Annotated in this window: 15 protein-coding genes; 5 read left to right on the top strand and 10 right to left on the bottom strand. The window is 52.9% G+C overall.

The features are described 5' to 3' along the window. Nucleotides 1-69: 69 nt before the first annotated feature. A complete protein-coding gene (locus Q4G72_RS04525; RefSeq protein ID WP_303310243.1) occupies nucleotides 70-2,661 on the bottom strand; it encodes a M1 family metallopeptidase in 2,592 nt (863 codons plus the stop codon). 96 nt (nucleotides 2,662-2,757) lie between these two features. Here Q4G72_RS04525 and Q4G72_RS04520 point away from each other — a divergent pair, with 96 nt between their 5' ends. From Q4G72_RS04520 to frr, 3 genes are all read left to right on the top strand, one after another. Further along, entirely contained in the window at nucleotides 2,758-3,258 is a 501-nt protein-coding gene (locus Q4G72_RS04520) for an acyl-CoA carboxylase biotin carboxyl carrier protein subunit (protein ID WP_303310242.1), read from the top strand. Nucleotides 3,259-3,322: 64 nt separating this feature from the next. Continuing rightward, nucleotides 3,323-4,117 (top strand): UMP kinase, encoded by a 795-nt coding sequence (gene pyrH / locus Q4G72_RS04515; protein ID WP_303310241.1) that lies wholly within the window; start codon nucleotides 3,323-3,325, stop codon nucleotides 4,115-4,117. 109 nt (nucleotides 4,118-4,226) lie between these two features. Beyond that, nucleotides 4,227-4,790 (top strand): ribosome recycling factor, encoded by a 564-nt coding sequence (frr, locus tag Q4G72_RS04510; protein WP_303310240.1) that lies wholly within the window; start codon nucleotides 4,227-4,229, stop codon nucleotides 4,788-4,790. Nucleotides 4,791-4,869: 79 nt separating this feature from the next. On the opposite strand, the gene nadD is transcribed toward frr, so the two are convergent. The 7 genes from nadD to Q4G72_RS04475 all read right to left on the bottom strand — a co-directional run bounded on the left by nadD (nucleotide 4,870) and on the right by Q4G72_RS04475 (nucleotide 10,198). Further along, nucleotides 4,870-5,454, bottom strand: a complete 585-nt coding sequence (gene nadD / locus Q4G72_RS04505; protein ID WP_303310239.1) for a nicotinate (nicotinamide) nucleotide adenylyltransferase — start codon at nucleotides 5,452-5,454, stop codon at nucleotides 4,870-4,872. Continuing rightward, nucleotides 5,451-6,035 (bottom strand): guanylate kinase, encoded by a 585-nt coding sequence (gene gmk, locus Q4G72_RS04500; protein ID WP_303310238.1) that lies wholly within the window; start codon nucleotides 6,033-6,035, stop codon nucleotides 5,451-5,453. Before gmk ends, nadD begins: the two co-directional genes overlap by 4 nt. Before the next feature lie 9 nt (nucleotides 6,036-6,044). After that, nucleotides 6,045-6,335, bottom strand: a complete 291-nt coding sequence (locus Q4G72_RS04495) for a hypothetical protein (RefSeq protein WP_303310237.1) — start codon at nucleotides 6,333-6,335, stop codon at nucleotides 6,045-6,047. Nucleotides 6,336-6,353: 18 nt separating this feature from the next. Further along, nucleotides 6,354-7,004: a sigma-70 family RNA polymerase sigma factor gene (locus Q4G72_RS04490; RefSeq protein ID WP_303310236.1), complete on the bottom strand. Its 651-nt coding sequence runs from the start codon at nucleotides 7,002-7,004 to the stop codon at nucleotides 6,354-6,356. 62 nt (nucleotides 7,005-7,066) lie between these two features. Continuing rightward, nucleotides 7,067-8,365 carry an O-antigen ligase family protein gene (locus Q4G72_RS04485; RefSeq protein ID WP_303310235.1) on the bottom strand — a complete coding sequence of 433 codons (1,299 nt, stop codon included), beginning with the start codon at nucleotides 8,363-8,365 and terminating at the stop codon, nucleotides 7,067-7,069. Between the two features lie 28 nt (nucleotides 8,366-8,393). Beyond that, on the bottom strand, nucleotides 8,394-9,434 hold the full coding sequence (locus Q4G72_RS04480) for a glycosyltransferase family 9 protein (protein WP_303310234.1): 1,041 nt from the start codon (nucleotides 9,432-9,434) through the stop codon (nucleotides 8,394-8,396). After that, entirely contained in the window at nucleotides 9,431-10,198 is a 768-nt protein-coding gene (locus tag Q4G72_RS04475; protein ID WP_303310233.1) for a glycosyltransferase family 2 protein, read from the bottom strand. The genes Q4G72_RS04480 and Q4G72_RS04475 overlap by 4 nt, the downstream gene beginning before the upstream one ends. Nucleotides 10,199-10,505: 307 nt before the next feature. On the opposite strand from Q4G72_RS04475, the gene Q4G72_RS04470 reads away from it, so the two are divergent. Further along, on the top strand, nucleotides 10,506-11,096 hold the full coding sequence (locus tag Q4G72_RS04470) for a tetratricopeptide repeat protein (protein ID WP_303310232.1): 591 nt from the start codon (nucleotides 10,506-10,508) through the stop codon (nucleotides 11,094-11,096). 15 nt (nucleotides 11,097-11,111) lie between these two features. On the opposite strand, the gene ahcY is transcribed toward Q4G72_RS04470, so the two are convergent. Further along, complete coding sequence (gene ahcY, locus Q4G72_RS04465; protein WP_303310231.1) at nucleotides 11,112-12,422, bottom strand: adenosylhomocysteinase; 1,311 nt, start codon at nucleotides 12,420-12,422, stop codon at nucleotides 11,112-11,114. Nucleotides 12,423-12,540: 118 nt separating this feature from the next. Further along, on the bottom strand, nucleotides 12,541-13,251 hold the full coding sequence (locus tag Q4G72_RS04460; protein WP_303310230.1) for a DUF4397 domain-containing protein: 711 nt from the start codon (nucleotides 13,249-13,251) through the stop codon (nucleotides 12,541-12,543). Between the two features lie 134 nt (nucleotides 13,252-13,385). On the opposite strand from Q4G72_RS04460, the gene Q4G72_RS04455 reads away from it, so the two are divergent. Continuing rightward, on the top strand, nucleotides 13,386-13,985 hold the full coding sequence (locus tag Q4G72_RS04455; RefSeq protein ID WP_303310229.1) for a hypothetical protein: 600 nt from the start codon (nucleotides 13,386-13,388) through the stop codon (nucleotides 13,983-13,985). Nucleotides 13,986-14,041: the final 56 nt, after the last annotated feature.

Raw genomic sequence — 14,041 nt, 5'->3', positions numbered from 1 at the left:
GGGGGTTGAAAAGACAACAGGCACTAGAAAATTTTCATAGTGCCTGTTGTCTTTCGTCACCTTAACACATTAAAGCAGATTATACATTCCTTTCAGCCCCTCATCTTTTTCCTTGGCTCGAATGTCTTGTAATACTGTTTTTAGCTCCGGACTCCGTTCCGATACTGCTGCTAACCCTTTATAGGCTCCCAGACGCACGTAAGGCGAAGGATTATTGCGCGCCAAGGTTTCCAGCTTTTTTAAACCTTTCTCCCGCTCAATTGGCGGCATGCGTTGCATAAACAGACCAAAGTTAGGCAGGAAGGTATACAGATCGGTGTCGCCCAGTGTTTCTACGTGGCGCAGGTACCAGTCATACTGATCTACTTTGCCATTTAAGACATAGAATCCGCCCAAGGCATTAATAACACCGGTATTGGGCGTTTCCTGCAGCTTAGCAATACGTTCCGCCGTTTTGGCCGTGGGTGCTTTCGTCAGGGCATTGATTGCAGCAGTAACTACTACATATGAACTGTCATTAAGCCCTGCTTCATAGATAGAGCCAAAGTCTTCGTTGGGAAAAGAGGCCAGCGTAGCAAGAGCAGCCGCGCGTACTTCACTACGCTTATCTGTGGTAGCGGCCCGCTGAATCTCATTGCGAATAGCCCCGCCTTCCGGGCCTTTGTACTTCCGGAATGCGCTGAGCGCCGCCGTTCGCACGGCCCAGAAATTATCATTGAGCGCCGTGCGTAGCATTCCCGATACCACCAGGTCGCCAACCTTCGGGCGCAGTTCCTGAATGGCCTCGTATTTCTGCAGGTAGTTACGGGCATGGTAGAACTGATAGAGCAACTCATCCTGGCTCCGCTCCTCTTCTATCTTGGCCAGTAGCTGGGCCTGATCATCAAACTTTACTAGGCTGGGGCGCTGCGTAACCGGCAGAACAAACGTCTGGTCGGCTTTGGTAATGGTCAGCTGGTGCTCCGTAGGTTGGTTGTTTACCCAAGTAGTAACTGTAACGGGCAACCGGAAGATGGGTGTGAAAGTAGAGTCCTGCTGTTGCTGCACATGCAGCAGCACTTGGCTATTATTGTAACTATGCGTTACGCGCAACTCCGGGTGGCCACGCTGCATAAACCACTGGTTAAAGAACCAGTGTAGGTCTTCTCCGGTCACATCTTCAAAAGCCAGCCGAAGCTCATCAATTTCAACGGCGGAGAGCTTATTACGCGTCAGATACAAGTTCAGCGCTGCGAAGAAGGCATCATCGCCAACGTATTTGCGCAGCATGTGTAGCACGCGTCCCCCTTTTTGGTAGGAATGACGGTCCAGCATGTCCTCCCGATTGGCGTAGTTATACCGGATCAAGGGTACCCGCTTATCTTCTGCTTCTTGGAAGTATAACTCTGCCGCTGTTTGCTGTACCAGCGCGGCGGCATCGGCTCCATATTTATATTCTGCCCAGAGGTACTCTGAATAATCCGCGAAGGACTCGTTCAGCGGCAAGTTAGACCAAGACTCACAGGTAACATAATTGCCAAACCAGTGGTGAAACAGCTCGTGGGCAATCACCCAATCCGAGTTTTTATCCAGCAACTCCCGCCGGGTAGCCTGAATTCCTTCGCCGTGAATAGTAGCCGAGGTGTTTTCCATAGCACCGGATACATAGTCACGCACGGCTACTTGGGCATACTTCTCCCAGGGATATTCTACACCCAGCTTTTTGGAAAAGAACTCCAGCATTTCGGGGGTATTGCCGAACACCGCCTTTGCCGTTTGCTGGAATTTGGGCTCTACATAATAATCCACGGCTTTTCCGTGCCAGGACTCACTAACCACCGCAAAGTCGCCTACGGCCATCATAGTGAGATAAGGCGCGGCCGGCAGGCTTTGCTTCCACACATCCGTGCGAGTTCCGTCCGAGTTCTTCTTGGAGGAAACAAGCAGGCCGTTAGACAAGGTTTTGTACTGCGCATCTACCGTCATGGCAATTTCCTGCGTCATCCGCTGGTTAGGCTTGTCGATGGTGGGGAACCAGGCGGAGTTATTCTCCGTCTCGCCCTGCGTCCAGATCTGCCGGGGCTTATTCTTTTCTGCCCCCAGCGGGTTAATAAAGAATAAACCTTTGTTGCTGGTAATAGCCTCGCTGCCGCCGCTAGCCAGCTCATTGGGTTTCGCTACATAATTCACGCGCACCTGGTAAGCCTCGGTGCGGGCATAAGTCCGATCCAGATTAACGGTAAGCTTGCGCTTGTCGTAGCTGTAGGTCAGCGCCTTCTCCTTTTCCTTGCCATTGGCCACTGATATCAGCCGTATGCTGCGTATATCAAAGCCTTTTGCATCGAGTACCAGCTGGCTTTGCGGATAGAAATGGGGCCGCACTGAAAGCGTGGCCGTACCAATCAATTGCTGCTTACTCCAATCGAAACGTACGTCCAGCCGCGTATGCAGCACATCCGTCAGAACAGTAGCGGTAGGATGCTCAGGAGTGGTATTAGGCAGCCACGAAGGAACGACGATAGTGGAGGAAGCCGCATCGGAGGAGGAAGGATCCGTAGTGGCTTGGGGCTTCTTGCGGGATGACTTAGCTGGAGTACTTTTATCTGGCTTAACGCTCTGAGCAGGTGCAAACAGAGGCAACGCCAGCACCAAACTAAGGGCACCGATAAACGGGTATTTCATGCAAGTGGCAATAGGGTATTGTGGCTCAATTTCCGAAATAAGTTTGAGATTTGGCCTATCTTTAAGCCCTTTTCCGCCCAACGTAACTTTGATAGAATGCTCCAGGTAAACACCGGGTCCAACCAGGTTTGGGAAGTCGAATATCAACCCGATGCCATTATAGTGAATGGCGAGCCGTTTATCTGGGACCTGGCCCCGCTGGGCAACGGGCGTTACCATATCCTGCACGAGGGACGCTCTTTCTCTGCTGAGGTTGTAAGTGTAGAGCGGGCTACCAAAACTATTCAGCTAAAGCTGAACGGGCATATCATCGATATCAATGCCAAGGACCGCTTTGATCTGCTCCTGGAAAAACTAGGCATGAGTGATGTGGCCGCGCACAAAATTAACGAGTTGAAGGCCCCAATGCCCGGCTTGATCGTAGACATCCGCGTGGCCGCCGGCCAAACCGTGCAGAAGGGCGACCCTTTACTGGTTTTGGAAGCCATGAAAATGGAAAATATTCTTAAGTCGCCGGGCGATGGTGTGGTAAGTGCCATCAAAGTTTCTCTGCGCGACAATGTGACCAAAGGACAGGTACTGATTCAGTTCAGCTAACTCTCCAACGCTTTTTTAAGGCTTTCGCTTCTAATATTCCTCCCTCACGCTAAAATTTCGCGTTTTGAAGTACAAACGAATTCTGCTCAAGCTCAGTGGCGAAGCGCTCATGGGTGCTCAACAGTATGGCATTGATGCCGAGCGCCTGATGCAGTATGCCAAGGAAATCAAGACGGCCACCGAGACGGGCACCCAGATTGCGGTGGTGATTGGCGGTGGCAACATTTTCCGGGGTGTGCAGGCAGAAGCCTTCGGGCTGGACCGGGTACAGGGAGACTATATGGGTATGCTGGCAACGGTCATCAACTCTATGGCCCTACAAAGTGCCCTGGAAAAACTGGATGTTAATACCCGCTTGCTCTCGGGCGTGACCATTCAGCGGGTGTGTGAGCCCTATATTCGTCGTCGGGCGCTACGGCACTTGGAAAAGGGCCGCGTGGTTATTTTTGGCGCTGGTATCGGCTCCCCCTACTTTACTACTGACTCGGCTGCTTCTTTGCGCGCCATTGAGATGGATGCTGACGTAGTCCTGAAAGGAACCCGCGTAGATGGTATTTATACCGCCGACCCGGAGAAAGATCCAACGGCTACTCGCTATCCACAGATTACCTTTGATGAGGTTATGGAAAAGAACCTGAATGTGATGGACATGACGGCCTTTACCCTGTGCAAGGAAAATAATTTACCCATCATTGTGTTCGACATGAACAAAACCGGCAACCTGCAGCGCCTCATTGATGGCGAAACGGTTGGTACTTTGGTCACGATGAATGGAACCCAACCGGAGGCTGATGAGGCCACGCAGGAAAGCAACCTGCAGTCTACTATTGAAACCACTACCTCAACCGAGCAAGCCTGAATCAATTAAAAGTTAAGAATGCAATACGCCGCAGAGCTAGCCCTGCCAGGGTTTAACCAGCGGCTTCATTCCTGATTTTTAATTCTTAATTTCTAATTCACCCTAACCAATGGACGAAGAAATCCAGTTTTACCTGAGCGACGCGGAAGAATCAATGGGCAAGGCCCTGCAGCATACGGGCGTTGAGCTAGGCCGCATCCGGGCCGGCAAAGCCAGCCCGGCAATGCTTGACGGCCTGCGTGTAGATTATTATGGTACTCCTACCCCCCTTAGCCAGGTAGCCAACATTGCTACGCCTGATGCCCGCACGCTTTTTATTAAGCCTTGGGAAAAGAACATGGTGGGCGAGATTGTAAAGGCCATCAAGAACAGTGACCTGGGCCTGAACCCACAGTCAGATGCGGAAGGCGTACGCCTGAACATTCCGGCCATGACGGAGGAACGTCGCCGGGAATTGGTAAAGCAGGTAAAAAACGAATCGGAGAGCGGCAAAGTACGCATCCGGGCCATCCGTAAAGATGTTAATGAAGCCTTGCGCAAGCTGCTGAAAGATGGCGCTTCGGAAGACTCTATTAAAGATGCGGAAGCCAAAGTGCAGAAGTTCACGGACACCTTCATTGTGAAGGTAGATGACTTGGTGAGCAAGAAGGAAGCCGAAATCATGACGATTTAAGCGCTTCTAAAACATAAAAAAGCCCCGGTGAAGGATCCTTCACCGGGGCTTTTTTATACGTACGGCTCCTTCAAGGTGATTAAGAGCGCCAATATCCTTCCGTATTAATTCGATTTTCAACCGCTGCCGGTACTAGATACCGGATGGATTTACCGGCCCGTACACAGTCCCGGATAAAGGTGGCGGAGATATCCAGCAGTGGAGCATCTACTACGCGCACACCCGGGTGGGTGTTGACCTCAGATGCATCAACACCCGGACGCGGATACACATACACTTCGTATTCGGCCAGGATGCGGTGGGCATCTTTCCAGCGAGGCAGACCCGGCAGGTTGTCCTCGCCCATCAGCAGGACAAAGCGGTGGGTGGGATATTGCTGGTGCAGGGCATCCAGCGTAACAATGGTATAGTTGGGCAGGGCCATACCAAATTCAATATCCAGGGCTTTGAGCCGGTCGTTATCGGCAATGGCAGCTTGTACTAACTCAAAGCGCACTTTCTCTGGCAGCAGATCCTGCCCTACTTTGAATGGGCTTTGCGGCGAAACCACCAGCCACACCGCATCCAAATCGGTGTGGGTAGCCATGAAATGGGCCAGAATGAGGTGGCCGGTATGCAGGGGATTGAACGAGCCGAATAGCAACCCCACTTTGGGGGCACTCACAGAATGGCAGATTCAGCGGTAATAAAATCACGCACCAGCTTTTCAGCTTGTGCGGTAGCCTCATCTAAGTCATCGTTTACGACCACTTCATCGAAGCGGTCTTCAAAGGTCAACTCGAAGTTGGCTTTGTAAAGACGGGAGGAGATACTGGAGGCGGAGTCGGTGGCACGGGCCCGCAGGCGGTGTTCTAAAACCTCCAGAGAAGGGGGCTTGACAAAAATGGCCAGTGCCCGGTCTTTGTAAAATTCCTTGATGCTGAGGCCACCTTTCACGTCCACATCCAGCACGGCATGCTTGCCGCTTTCCCAGATGCGTTCAATCTCGGATTTGAGGGTGCCGTAGAAAGCCCCTTCGTAGACTTCTTCCCATTCCACAAAAGCATCCTGCCGGATTTTCTCCTGGAACTCCTGTACGGAAATGAAATAGTAGTCTTTCCCGTTGGCTTCGCTACGCCCGCGACGGTCGCGCGTGCACGCTGAAATCGAGAAACTTAGCTCCGGGATACGCTCGAGCATCCGGTGCACAATAGTGGTCTTGCCGGCGCCGGAGGGAGCCGAAAAGGCGATGATTTTACCCTGCATCGGGCAAAATTAGGCCATTTCTGCTTGTAAGCGCTGAAGAATTGTTTGCGACAACACAGCAGGAGCTCCTTTACGGCCTACATGCTGGGACAGGAAGTCGACGAAAATGCGCTGTTTATCAATGGTATCGAAGCACGGCGAGCAATCCTCAGCATGGCTAACAAAGTATTCTTCGTCTTCTGCTGTAGGCGCTTGCCCTACGATAATCTGGTCGAGAATTGTATTCACACGCTCACAGTCAGCGCCGGACTCAGGAGCAGCGGCGGCCGGTTGGTTGATTTTTGTAGATGTAGTTTCCATACTAATGCGGCTGGAGTGTTAGTCGTGGTCTTCGTCAGAATCGTGGATATCAGTGTCGGCGTCTTCGTCGTTGCCGTAGCCCATGGACTTGGCGTATTTCTCAAGTTTCTCCTTCAGAAAGTTCCGAGCCCGATGGAGGCGTGAACGAACCGTACCAATAGGGATATCCAGCACTTTGGCCATTTCCTCATAAGTAAACCCTTCCAGGTCACAGAGGATAATGACGGTGCGAAAATCCACCGGTAGCGAGTTGAGTGCACGTGCCACTTCGTCGCCGATGAGGTCACGCACGGCTTGCTGCCGCATATCGGACGAGGTACTTCCCGCGTCGCCCTCAGCCTCTACATCCTCCGAATTATAGTACCCTTCAATTTCGCTGTAGTCGACCTTGGCGGGTTGTTTACTCTTCTTTCGGAAGTCGTTGATGAATGAGTTTTTCAAGATGCGGAACAGCCACGCTTTGGCGTTGGTTCCCGGCTCAAAATATTCAAAAAACCTATATGCCTTCAAATAGGTCTCCTGGACGAGGTCGTTGGCATCGTCCTCGTCCAGGGTAAGACGGTAGGCAAAATTGTACAGGGAATCGATAACCGGCATTAATTCCGCTTGAAAGCGGCGGTCTTTCTCTTCCTTACTCAGCTTAGAAACCCGTTCGGGAGAATCGCTCATGGGCGCAGAAAATTTCGGATACCACCACTGCCTTTAGGGCAGCCGGTGGCTAAATGTAGCTATTATACCGTACCGCTCCCAGGGGTGTTACACACTTCAGCAGCAGTTTGTCGTTCGGTGGACACTACGAGAAAACCATAGAGAAAGACGAATAGATTAAATCCTATTTGCAATTCCAACAGAGAATCCGTCAACATAGCTACCCCTAACACGCAGATACTGTGCACAACATATGGATTTCGGCGCTGTGCCGGTTGTGCCAGTGGGCCCAGCAAAACCAATAGCCATAACCCCAGCTGAAGCAGCCCTCCGCCTACCAGATAATGCAGGTATTGATTGTGCACCATTACCCAATTGGCCCGGGTGAGCCCAAAGCTTTGCCAGGCGTATTGTTGCATCATAGCGGCCCGCACATCAGCCGGGGCCACGCCCACGAGCGGATGTGCCTGAAAGACAATATTGGCCGTTTGCCAGGCCGCCAGGCGTTTGGAGAGGGAGTAATTGTTGATATCTCCCCCCGAAGAAAACTGTTCTAAATCGTAGCGCGTGACCTCCAGCCGCTGCCGCGCTGACTCCAGCGTCTGCAGGGCCGTCCAAGGCAATAGCAGTAGCAGCCCACCTAAGATCAACCCTAGCCGCCACTTCCGCCGCGTTACCAGTAGCAGGACTATGTCGAGCAGTAAGGTAACGTAGAACACCAGCAGCCCCGTACGATAGGCCAGCACGTGCAGCACAAGTAAAGCGGCTATACTGGCGGCCCTTAGTAACCAGCGTAGCGGCGAACTGGTCAGCGTTTCCCGGGATAGCAGCATTCCGATAAACACCGCCAGTGCCAGCATAATACTGAAATGAATATGGAATACGCCCGTAACCGATGGCATACTCTGCCCCAAACCAAAAGCCTCATTGGCCTGCGGGGCATTCATCAGGTATTCGCCTAGCGTAGCTATACCTAAACCGGATACGCCCAACACAAAAATGCTACCTACACCTAGCCGCTGGCGGGCAGTAAGTGGAACCGCAACCCCAAAAGCATAGGGTACAACGAGAAGCGGCAACTGTCGAAAAAGCTCATGCCGCCAGACACTCCATTCCGAGGTGTATAGGCCGCTCATCAGCAAAAACAGATACAGCAGCGCCGGAAACCAGACGGTACGAAGCCGTAGCCAGCAGGCAAGCTGTCGGCGCAAATTTGGTTGAGCAACTGTCGCTAATACCCCGACCACCGGACTCAGAGCAATCAAGGCCCGGGCCATCAATAGACCTATCACCCCCGCAACGCACGCCAGCAACAGCAGGTACTGCGACAGGCGCCCACTGTAGTAGAGTTGCCGAATGGAAGGAAGAGGTAAGAAGGCCATGGGAGCCGCAAAGAACGTAGAGGGCTGGTCAGAAACCAGCAGGCGGCAAAGATTCCCATACGTTAATACGATTTAGCACTTCCACCGGATTAATAGCGGCCAGGCAACTACACGCGGCTGGCTCCTTCCGGCACTGCTGGCAATCAGGCTGATTAAACACCAGAAACTCAGCCTGCGGGCCTACGGGCGCCCAGCGGCCAGGATGCATGGGCCGGATGGATGGATATAATCCTAACGCATGGCGGCCAAGTGCTGCTGCCATATGTAACGGCCCGGTGCTATTGGCTACCAAACCATCGGCAGCAGCAATGAAAGCCAGTAGCTGCGGCAAAGTCAGCTTTCCAGTCATATCACCTGCCAGGAAGGGAGCATGCTCGGTTAGCCAAGGGCGCAGCTCCTCCCCTTCAGCGCTGGTACCGGTGATAAAGACGCGGTGGCCAGCCTGCTGCAGCATCCGTGCTAAGGTGCCGAAATTAGAAAGCCCCCACTCCCGGGCACTACCTCGGCTCCGCGGATGCAGAATAACGTTTAGCTGCCCGGATTGACGCAGGGCCAACAGGCGCTGCCACTCCTGGGCTAGGGCCTCGGTGGGATGTAACTTCACTAACTCCCCCACGTCAGCCAATGGCATAATACCGCTATATCCCAGAGGCCGTAATAACGCTAAGTTAAGCTGCGCCTCATGCAGAGGTGAATGGCGCCGGCTTAGGGCTACGCGGTGAGTACAGGTAAGCCAGTGAAACCAGCGGTTGCGGGTACCAATGCGCATGGGAATACGCGCCTGACGAGCCAGCGCAGCTAAGTGTTTATCGGGGAAGATGTGCAGGAAAGCATCGGCGTGCTGCTCCTGCAATTCCACTACCTGTGCAGCGGGCGTGAGTTGGCGCAGTTCGTCTACATTAATAAAATCATCTATCCAAGGGCAGGCCGCCGCAATAGCCTGCGTATAGGTGCGACCCAATAGCACGACGCGGCAGCCCGGAAACATCTTTTTTAGCTGACCGCAGACAGGAAGCGTGAGTACCACGTCGCCAATAGCATCGGTGCGGCTGACCAGGAATGTCTTCATACGGTAGTGGCCCGACGGGTACGCAGCTTGGCAAATTTCAGGAAAACACCCCAGGCCGAGATGGTAGCAATGCTGAGGCCCGCGAAACCATCGAGCATACCCAGACGGAGAAAGTATCCGTGCCCGAACTTCCAGATGGGTTTTAGCAACAAGTGAAATAAGGTTACTCTGCGCTTGCCCCGCCACCACAGCTCCTCGGCGGCAATGCTAGTGAAGCGGTTGAGCTGGGCTACATGCTGCTCTACGGAGTCGTAAGAATAGTGCAGCAGGTCGCCGTTGAGGCTACCCACTAACTGACCGGTGTGAACTTCGTAGCGTTCATGCAGGAGTAGGCCTTCCCACTGGCCGAGGCGCCGGTCGTAGAGGCGCAGTTTGCGGTCGGGGTACCAGCCGCCGTGGCGCACCCAGCTGCCGCAGTAGTTGGTGAGCCGGGCCAGCGTGTAGCCGGCTCCCTGCCAGTTTTGTTTGGCTTGGTGGATGCTCTGGCGCAGCTCATCCGTCAGGACTTCGTCGGCATCGAGCTGCAATACGTGGTCATATTGCGCCTGGGCGGTGGCGAAGTTCTTTTGCTGCACATAGCCCTCGAAAGCGTGCTGAAAGACGCGGGCCCCGTACTGCTGGCTGATGTCGACTGTGCGGTCAGTGGAGAAGCTGTCTACTACGATTACCTCGTCGGCAACATCACCCAACGCCTCCAGGCAGCGGGCAATGTTGCGTTCTTCATTGTAGGTAATGATGACGACGGAGAGGGGAACGGCGGGCATACGTAGTACAAATATGCCAGGAATACCGGGCAAGTAGAATAGATTTACCTTTTAGGTAGCCTAACTTCTGCTTCTCCATCTTGATATCTAATTCAAAATGCGTCTTAGCTTTTACCTAGTTGTATCCTTTCTGTTATTTTCCTCAGCAAGCTTTGCCCAGAGCAAATATTACCTCCACAATACACAGGTAGCGCTGCCTCGTACCCTGAATACAATTAATATTATTCACGTAGAATTTGATTCTACTATCAAAGCCGGCAGTTTAATAGAAGCTGGTCATGCTATAGGTCATGCTGATCAAGCACCCATGATTCGCTCGGTCCGCTATGGGTTGCAGCTCATCGATTCTGAGGCAGCGTATGAAAAAGGGCAATATGCGGCGGCGGCAGCAGCCTTGGAAGAGGCAGGCCAGCGGGAACCTCAAAATCCGTTTGTAATCTATCAGCTAGCCCGCTCTTTGTATAAGCTTGACGACAGCAAGCCCCAGGCCTATACGCTATATAAGCGGCTCATTACGCAGCTCGATGAGGCTGGCTCCCAAAATGACTCGACACTGAACGTGGACGTATGGTTTGCAGAAGCTTACTGGAAGCTCAGCACTCTCTATATGGACAATCAGCAGTGGCCTGAAGCAGTAGTCAGTATTTCCCAGTTTCTATTGGCCGCACCTGAAGAAGATTATAAAGGCACGCCGCTGCAGGAGCAGGTTCTTGCCTATTTGACCGAGTGCTTCTACAGTATGAGTGACCGGCAGATGTGTCAGTATTACGGGGAGCTTACGCTGAAGCTTTTTCCGCAGAATCAATACGTAAAGCCATACCTGGCCGAGCTACGCCGGACGGCGCCAACGGCTCAAAAAAAGCCCGCCCGAAAAGCTTCGGGCGGGCGAAAAAAATAACGCTAAACGTTTGGCCTAGTAGCGGTACAGATCCGACTTGAACGGGCCTTGCACTTCTACGCCGATATAAGCAGCCTGCTTAGGCTTCAGCTCTTCCAGCTCCACGCCGATTTTGGCGAGGTGCAGACGGGCTACCTTCTCATCGAGGTGCTTGGGCAGGGTGTATACTTTGTTTTCGTAAGCCGCCGTGTTGGTCCACAGCTCCAGCTGGGCCAGCGTTTGGTTGGTGAAGGAGTTTGACATCACGAACGAAGGGTGGCCGGTAGCGCAGCCCAGGTTCACCAAACGACCTTCGGCCAGAATGATTACCTCTTTGCCATCAATGGTGTAGAGGTCTACCTGGGGCTTCACGGTGTCTTTGGTGTGGCCGTAGTTGCCGTTCAACCAAGCCATGTCAATTTCATCGTCGAAGTGGCCGATGTTGCAGACAATGGCTTTGTCCTTCAGAGCACGGAAATGCTCTTCCGTGATGATGTCGCAGTTACCGGTAGCAGTTACCACGATATCCGCCTGAGGAATAGCTTCAGCCATTTTCTTCACGGCATAACCGTCCATAGCAGCCTGCAGGGCGCAGATGGGGTCAATTTCCGTCACGATAACGCGGGCACCGGCACCACGCAACGAAGCGGCAGTACCTTTTCCTACGTCGCCGTAACCGGCTACTACTGCTACTTTACCGGCCATCATGACATCGGTAGCGCGGCGGATAGCGTCCACGGCCGACTCTTTGCAACCGTACTTGTTATCAAACTTCGACTTGGTAACCGAGTCGTTTACGTTGATGGCGGGCATGGGCAAGGTGCCGGCTTTCACGCGGTCCATCAGGCGCAGTACGCCCGTGGTGGTTTCTTCCGACAGGCCTTTGATGCCAGCAGCCAACTCAGGGAACTGATTCAGGACCATATTGGTCAGATCACCGCCGTCGTCCAGAATCATGTTCAGGGGCTGACGCTCTTCGCCAAACCATAGGGTCTGCTCAATGCACCAGTTAAACTCTTCCTCGTTCATGCCTTTCCAGGCATACACCGGAATACCAGCGGCCGCAATAGCAGCAGCAGCGTGGTCCTGGGTGGAGAAGATATTGCACGACGACCACGTTACGTCAGCACCCAGCGCAATGAGCGTCTCGATGAGCACGGCTGTTTGAATCGTCATGTGCAGGCAGCCGGCTATGCGGGCACCTTTCAGCGGCTGGCTGGCGCCATACTCCTCGCGCAGGGCCATCAGACCCGGCATTTCTGCCTCAGCCAAACGGATTTCTTTGCGGCCCCACTCGGCCAGCGACATGTCTTTTACTTTATACGGAACGTAGGTCGTCTCTACCATGATGCAGAAAATGTTTGCGAATCAACCGCAAAGGTAGCCAAAAAGTTGCGCCTTAAATACCATAACAAAGCCCGGCCAACTTGGCCGGGCTTTGTTATGGTACAGGATAACGCGGGGGTTATTTGTTCTGAATGACGTCCAGCGTAAGCGCCTCATCGGCTGGTACGGCTGGCGAGTTGCGGCCCCGCAGAACCACCGTATAGCTCTTGCCGTCGCTGAAGGACACGTTTGATTTGGTAGCCAGTGTTACGCCTAAGGAGTTGCGCGCTTCCAGCGAATAGGTTTTGGCATCAACTGGAGAGAAGGCAACTGCGGTGCCGTAAGCCACATTCGTAAAGAAGGGAGTAGACCCAACGGCCGTCAGGGTAATGGCGCCAGCATCGAAACCAGTGTTCACGAAACGGATATTGGCTTTACCAGCCGCCGGCGTGGTCAGATCATCGGTGGTCACTAGGGAACCCAAGGTAGAGGCAGTGGGGTTATAGATGAATACCGAGTAGCTCTTGTCTTTCTCAAAAGATTGGGAGAAGCCAGGTAAAACGTCGGCCTGAGACGTGCTGTTCTTCACTTTTATAGTGGCGCTACCGGTATCTACTGTCTTATAACCAGTGCTTTTGCCATAGTCTACGTCTACCAGCTTCTTATCATTTACCAAGAAATCGAACTTGACCTTATTGTAAGGGGCCACGTGGATTAGCTGGGCCTGGCCGGTACTGGGCACTGGTGCTACGGTGTCCTCATCATCATTACTGCAGCTGGCTAATACCGATGCTAAGGCCAGGGAGGAAAACAGGAAGGGACGGAGAAACTGCTGGAAGGTCGTTTTCATGTTGGGGCAAATCAGGGTGAAAAAATGATTTGCGGACAGAACGTAACTACTGGACGTTTTGTTGAGTCGGGAAATAAAATTTTTTTAATCCATAGCTGGCAATATATTGTCGCGCAGACCGTTAGATTTGCATTATGCTCCTACCACGCCTTAGCCTGAACCGGCTTGCACATCTGCTATTTGTTCTCGCTTTTGTACTGTTTGCTGCCCCACTCCGGGCACAACAGGCACCTGCCGTTATCCGGTTGAGCCCGGAAGATCAGGACCGAGGATTCAATGGCCCGCAGAAAAACTTCTACTTTGCTACTGGCAGCGACAAAGAATATCAGAATGCTGGTTTTTTTGGACAAAAGCTGCGCCCATACGTGGCTGATAACCCGGAAGCACTAAAAAACCTTAACCATTACCGCCGGCAAAAATGGCTGTATCTAGGCGAGCGGTTGGTATTTCTAGGATCATTGAGCCTGTATAGCCAGCAGGTATTGGCCAAAGATGAGAAGCAGTACTTCAGCCAAACTCAGCGCGGTGCCATTGGGGTAGCTGCTGCCAGCTTACTGGCCAATGTGCTGATTAGCCGCAATACCAACGAGCATTTCCGGCGGAGTATCGAAGCCTATAATGCTGGTCAGCCGGCTGCCCGTACGGGCGCTTTGCAACGTCTTGCCCCCAGTGGCGTAGGCATTACGGCGGTGGGCACACATCCACAGCTGGCCTTGCGCTGGTCGGTGCGCTAGTACAGGCACGCCGTACGATATATAACCCTGTTTCAAAAGGGCCCGTCCTGCATAAG

Origin of the sequence: Hymenobacter sp. BT730, from assembly GCF_030542105.1 — a bacterium.
Taxonomy (GTDB): Bacteria; Bacteroidota; Bacteroidia; order Cytophagales; family Hymenobacteraceae; genus Hymenobacter.
This window is presented reverse-complemented; position numbering and strand designations above follow the sequence as displayed.

What these genes read in the sequence shown, in the direction of transcription:
- Q4G72_RS04475 (WP_303310233.1), bottom strand. Translation starts at nt 10,198, where the DNA reads ATGCCCGCCGTTCCCCTCTCCGTCGTCATCATTACCTACAATGAAGAA.
- Q4G72_RS04480 (WP_303310234.1), bottom strand. Translation starts at nt 9,434, where the DNA reads ATGAAGACATTCCTGGTCAGCCGCACCGATGCTATTGGCGACGTGGTA.
- Q4G72_RS04485 (WP_303310235.1), bottom strand. Translation starts at nt 8,365, where the DNA reads ATGGCCTTCTTACCTCTTCCTTCCATTCGGCAACTCTACTACAGTGGG.
- Q4G72_RS04470 (WP_303310232.1), top strand. Translation starts at nt 10,506, where the DNA reads ATGATTCGCTCGGTCCGCTATGGGTTGCAGCTCATCGATTCTGAGGCA.
- Q4G72_RS04520 (WP_303310242.1), top strand. Translation starts at nt 2,758, where the DNA reads ATGCTCCAGGTAAACACCGGGTCCAACCAGGTTTGGGAAGTCGAATAT.
- gmk (WP_303310238.1), bottom strand. Translation starts at nt 6,035, where the DNA reads ATGCAGGGTAAAATCATCGCCTTTTCGGCTCCCTCCGGCGCCGGCAAG.
- Q4G72_RS04460 (WP_303310230.1), bottom strand. Translation starts at nt 13,251, where the DNA reads ATGAAAACGACCTTCCAGCAGTTTCTCCGTCCCTTCCTGTTTTCCTCC.
- ahcY (WP_303310231.1), bottom strand. Translation starts at nt 12,422, where the DNA reads ATGGTAGAGACGACCTACGTTCCGTATAAAGTAAAAGACATGTCGCTG.
- Q4G72_RS04525 (WP_303310243.1), bottom strand. Translation starts at nt 2,661, where the DNA reads ATGAAATACCCGTTTATCGGTGCCCTTAGTTTGGTGCTGGCGTTGCCT.
- Q4G72_RS04490 (WP_303310236.1), bottom strand. Translation starts at nt 7,004, where the DNA reads ATGAGCGATTCTCCCGAACGGGTTTCTAAGCTGAGTAAGGAAGAGAAA.
- frr (WP_303310240.1), top strand. Translation starts at nt 4,227, where the DNA reads ATGGACGAAGAAATCCAGTTTTACCTGAGCGACGCGGAAGAATCAATG.
- Q4G72_RS04495 (WP_303310237.1), bottom strand. Translation starts at nt 6,335, where the DNA reads ATGGAAACTACATCTACAAAAATCAACCAACCGGCCGCCGCTGCTCCT.
- Q4G72_RS04455 (WP_303310229.1), top strand. Translation starts at nt 13,386, where the DNA reads ATGCTCCTACCACGCCTTAGCCTGAACCGGCTTGCACATCTGCTATTT.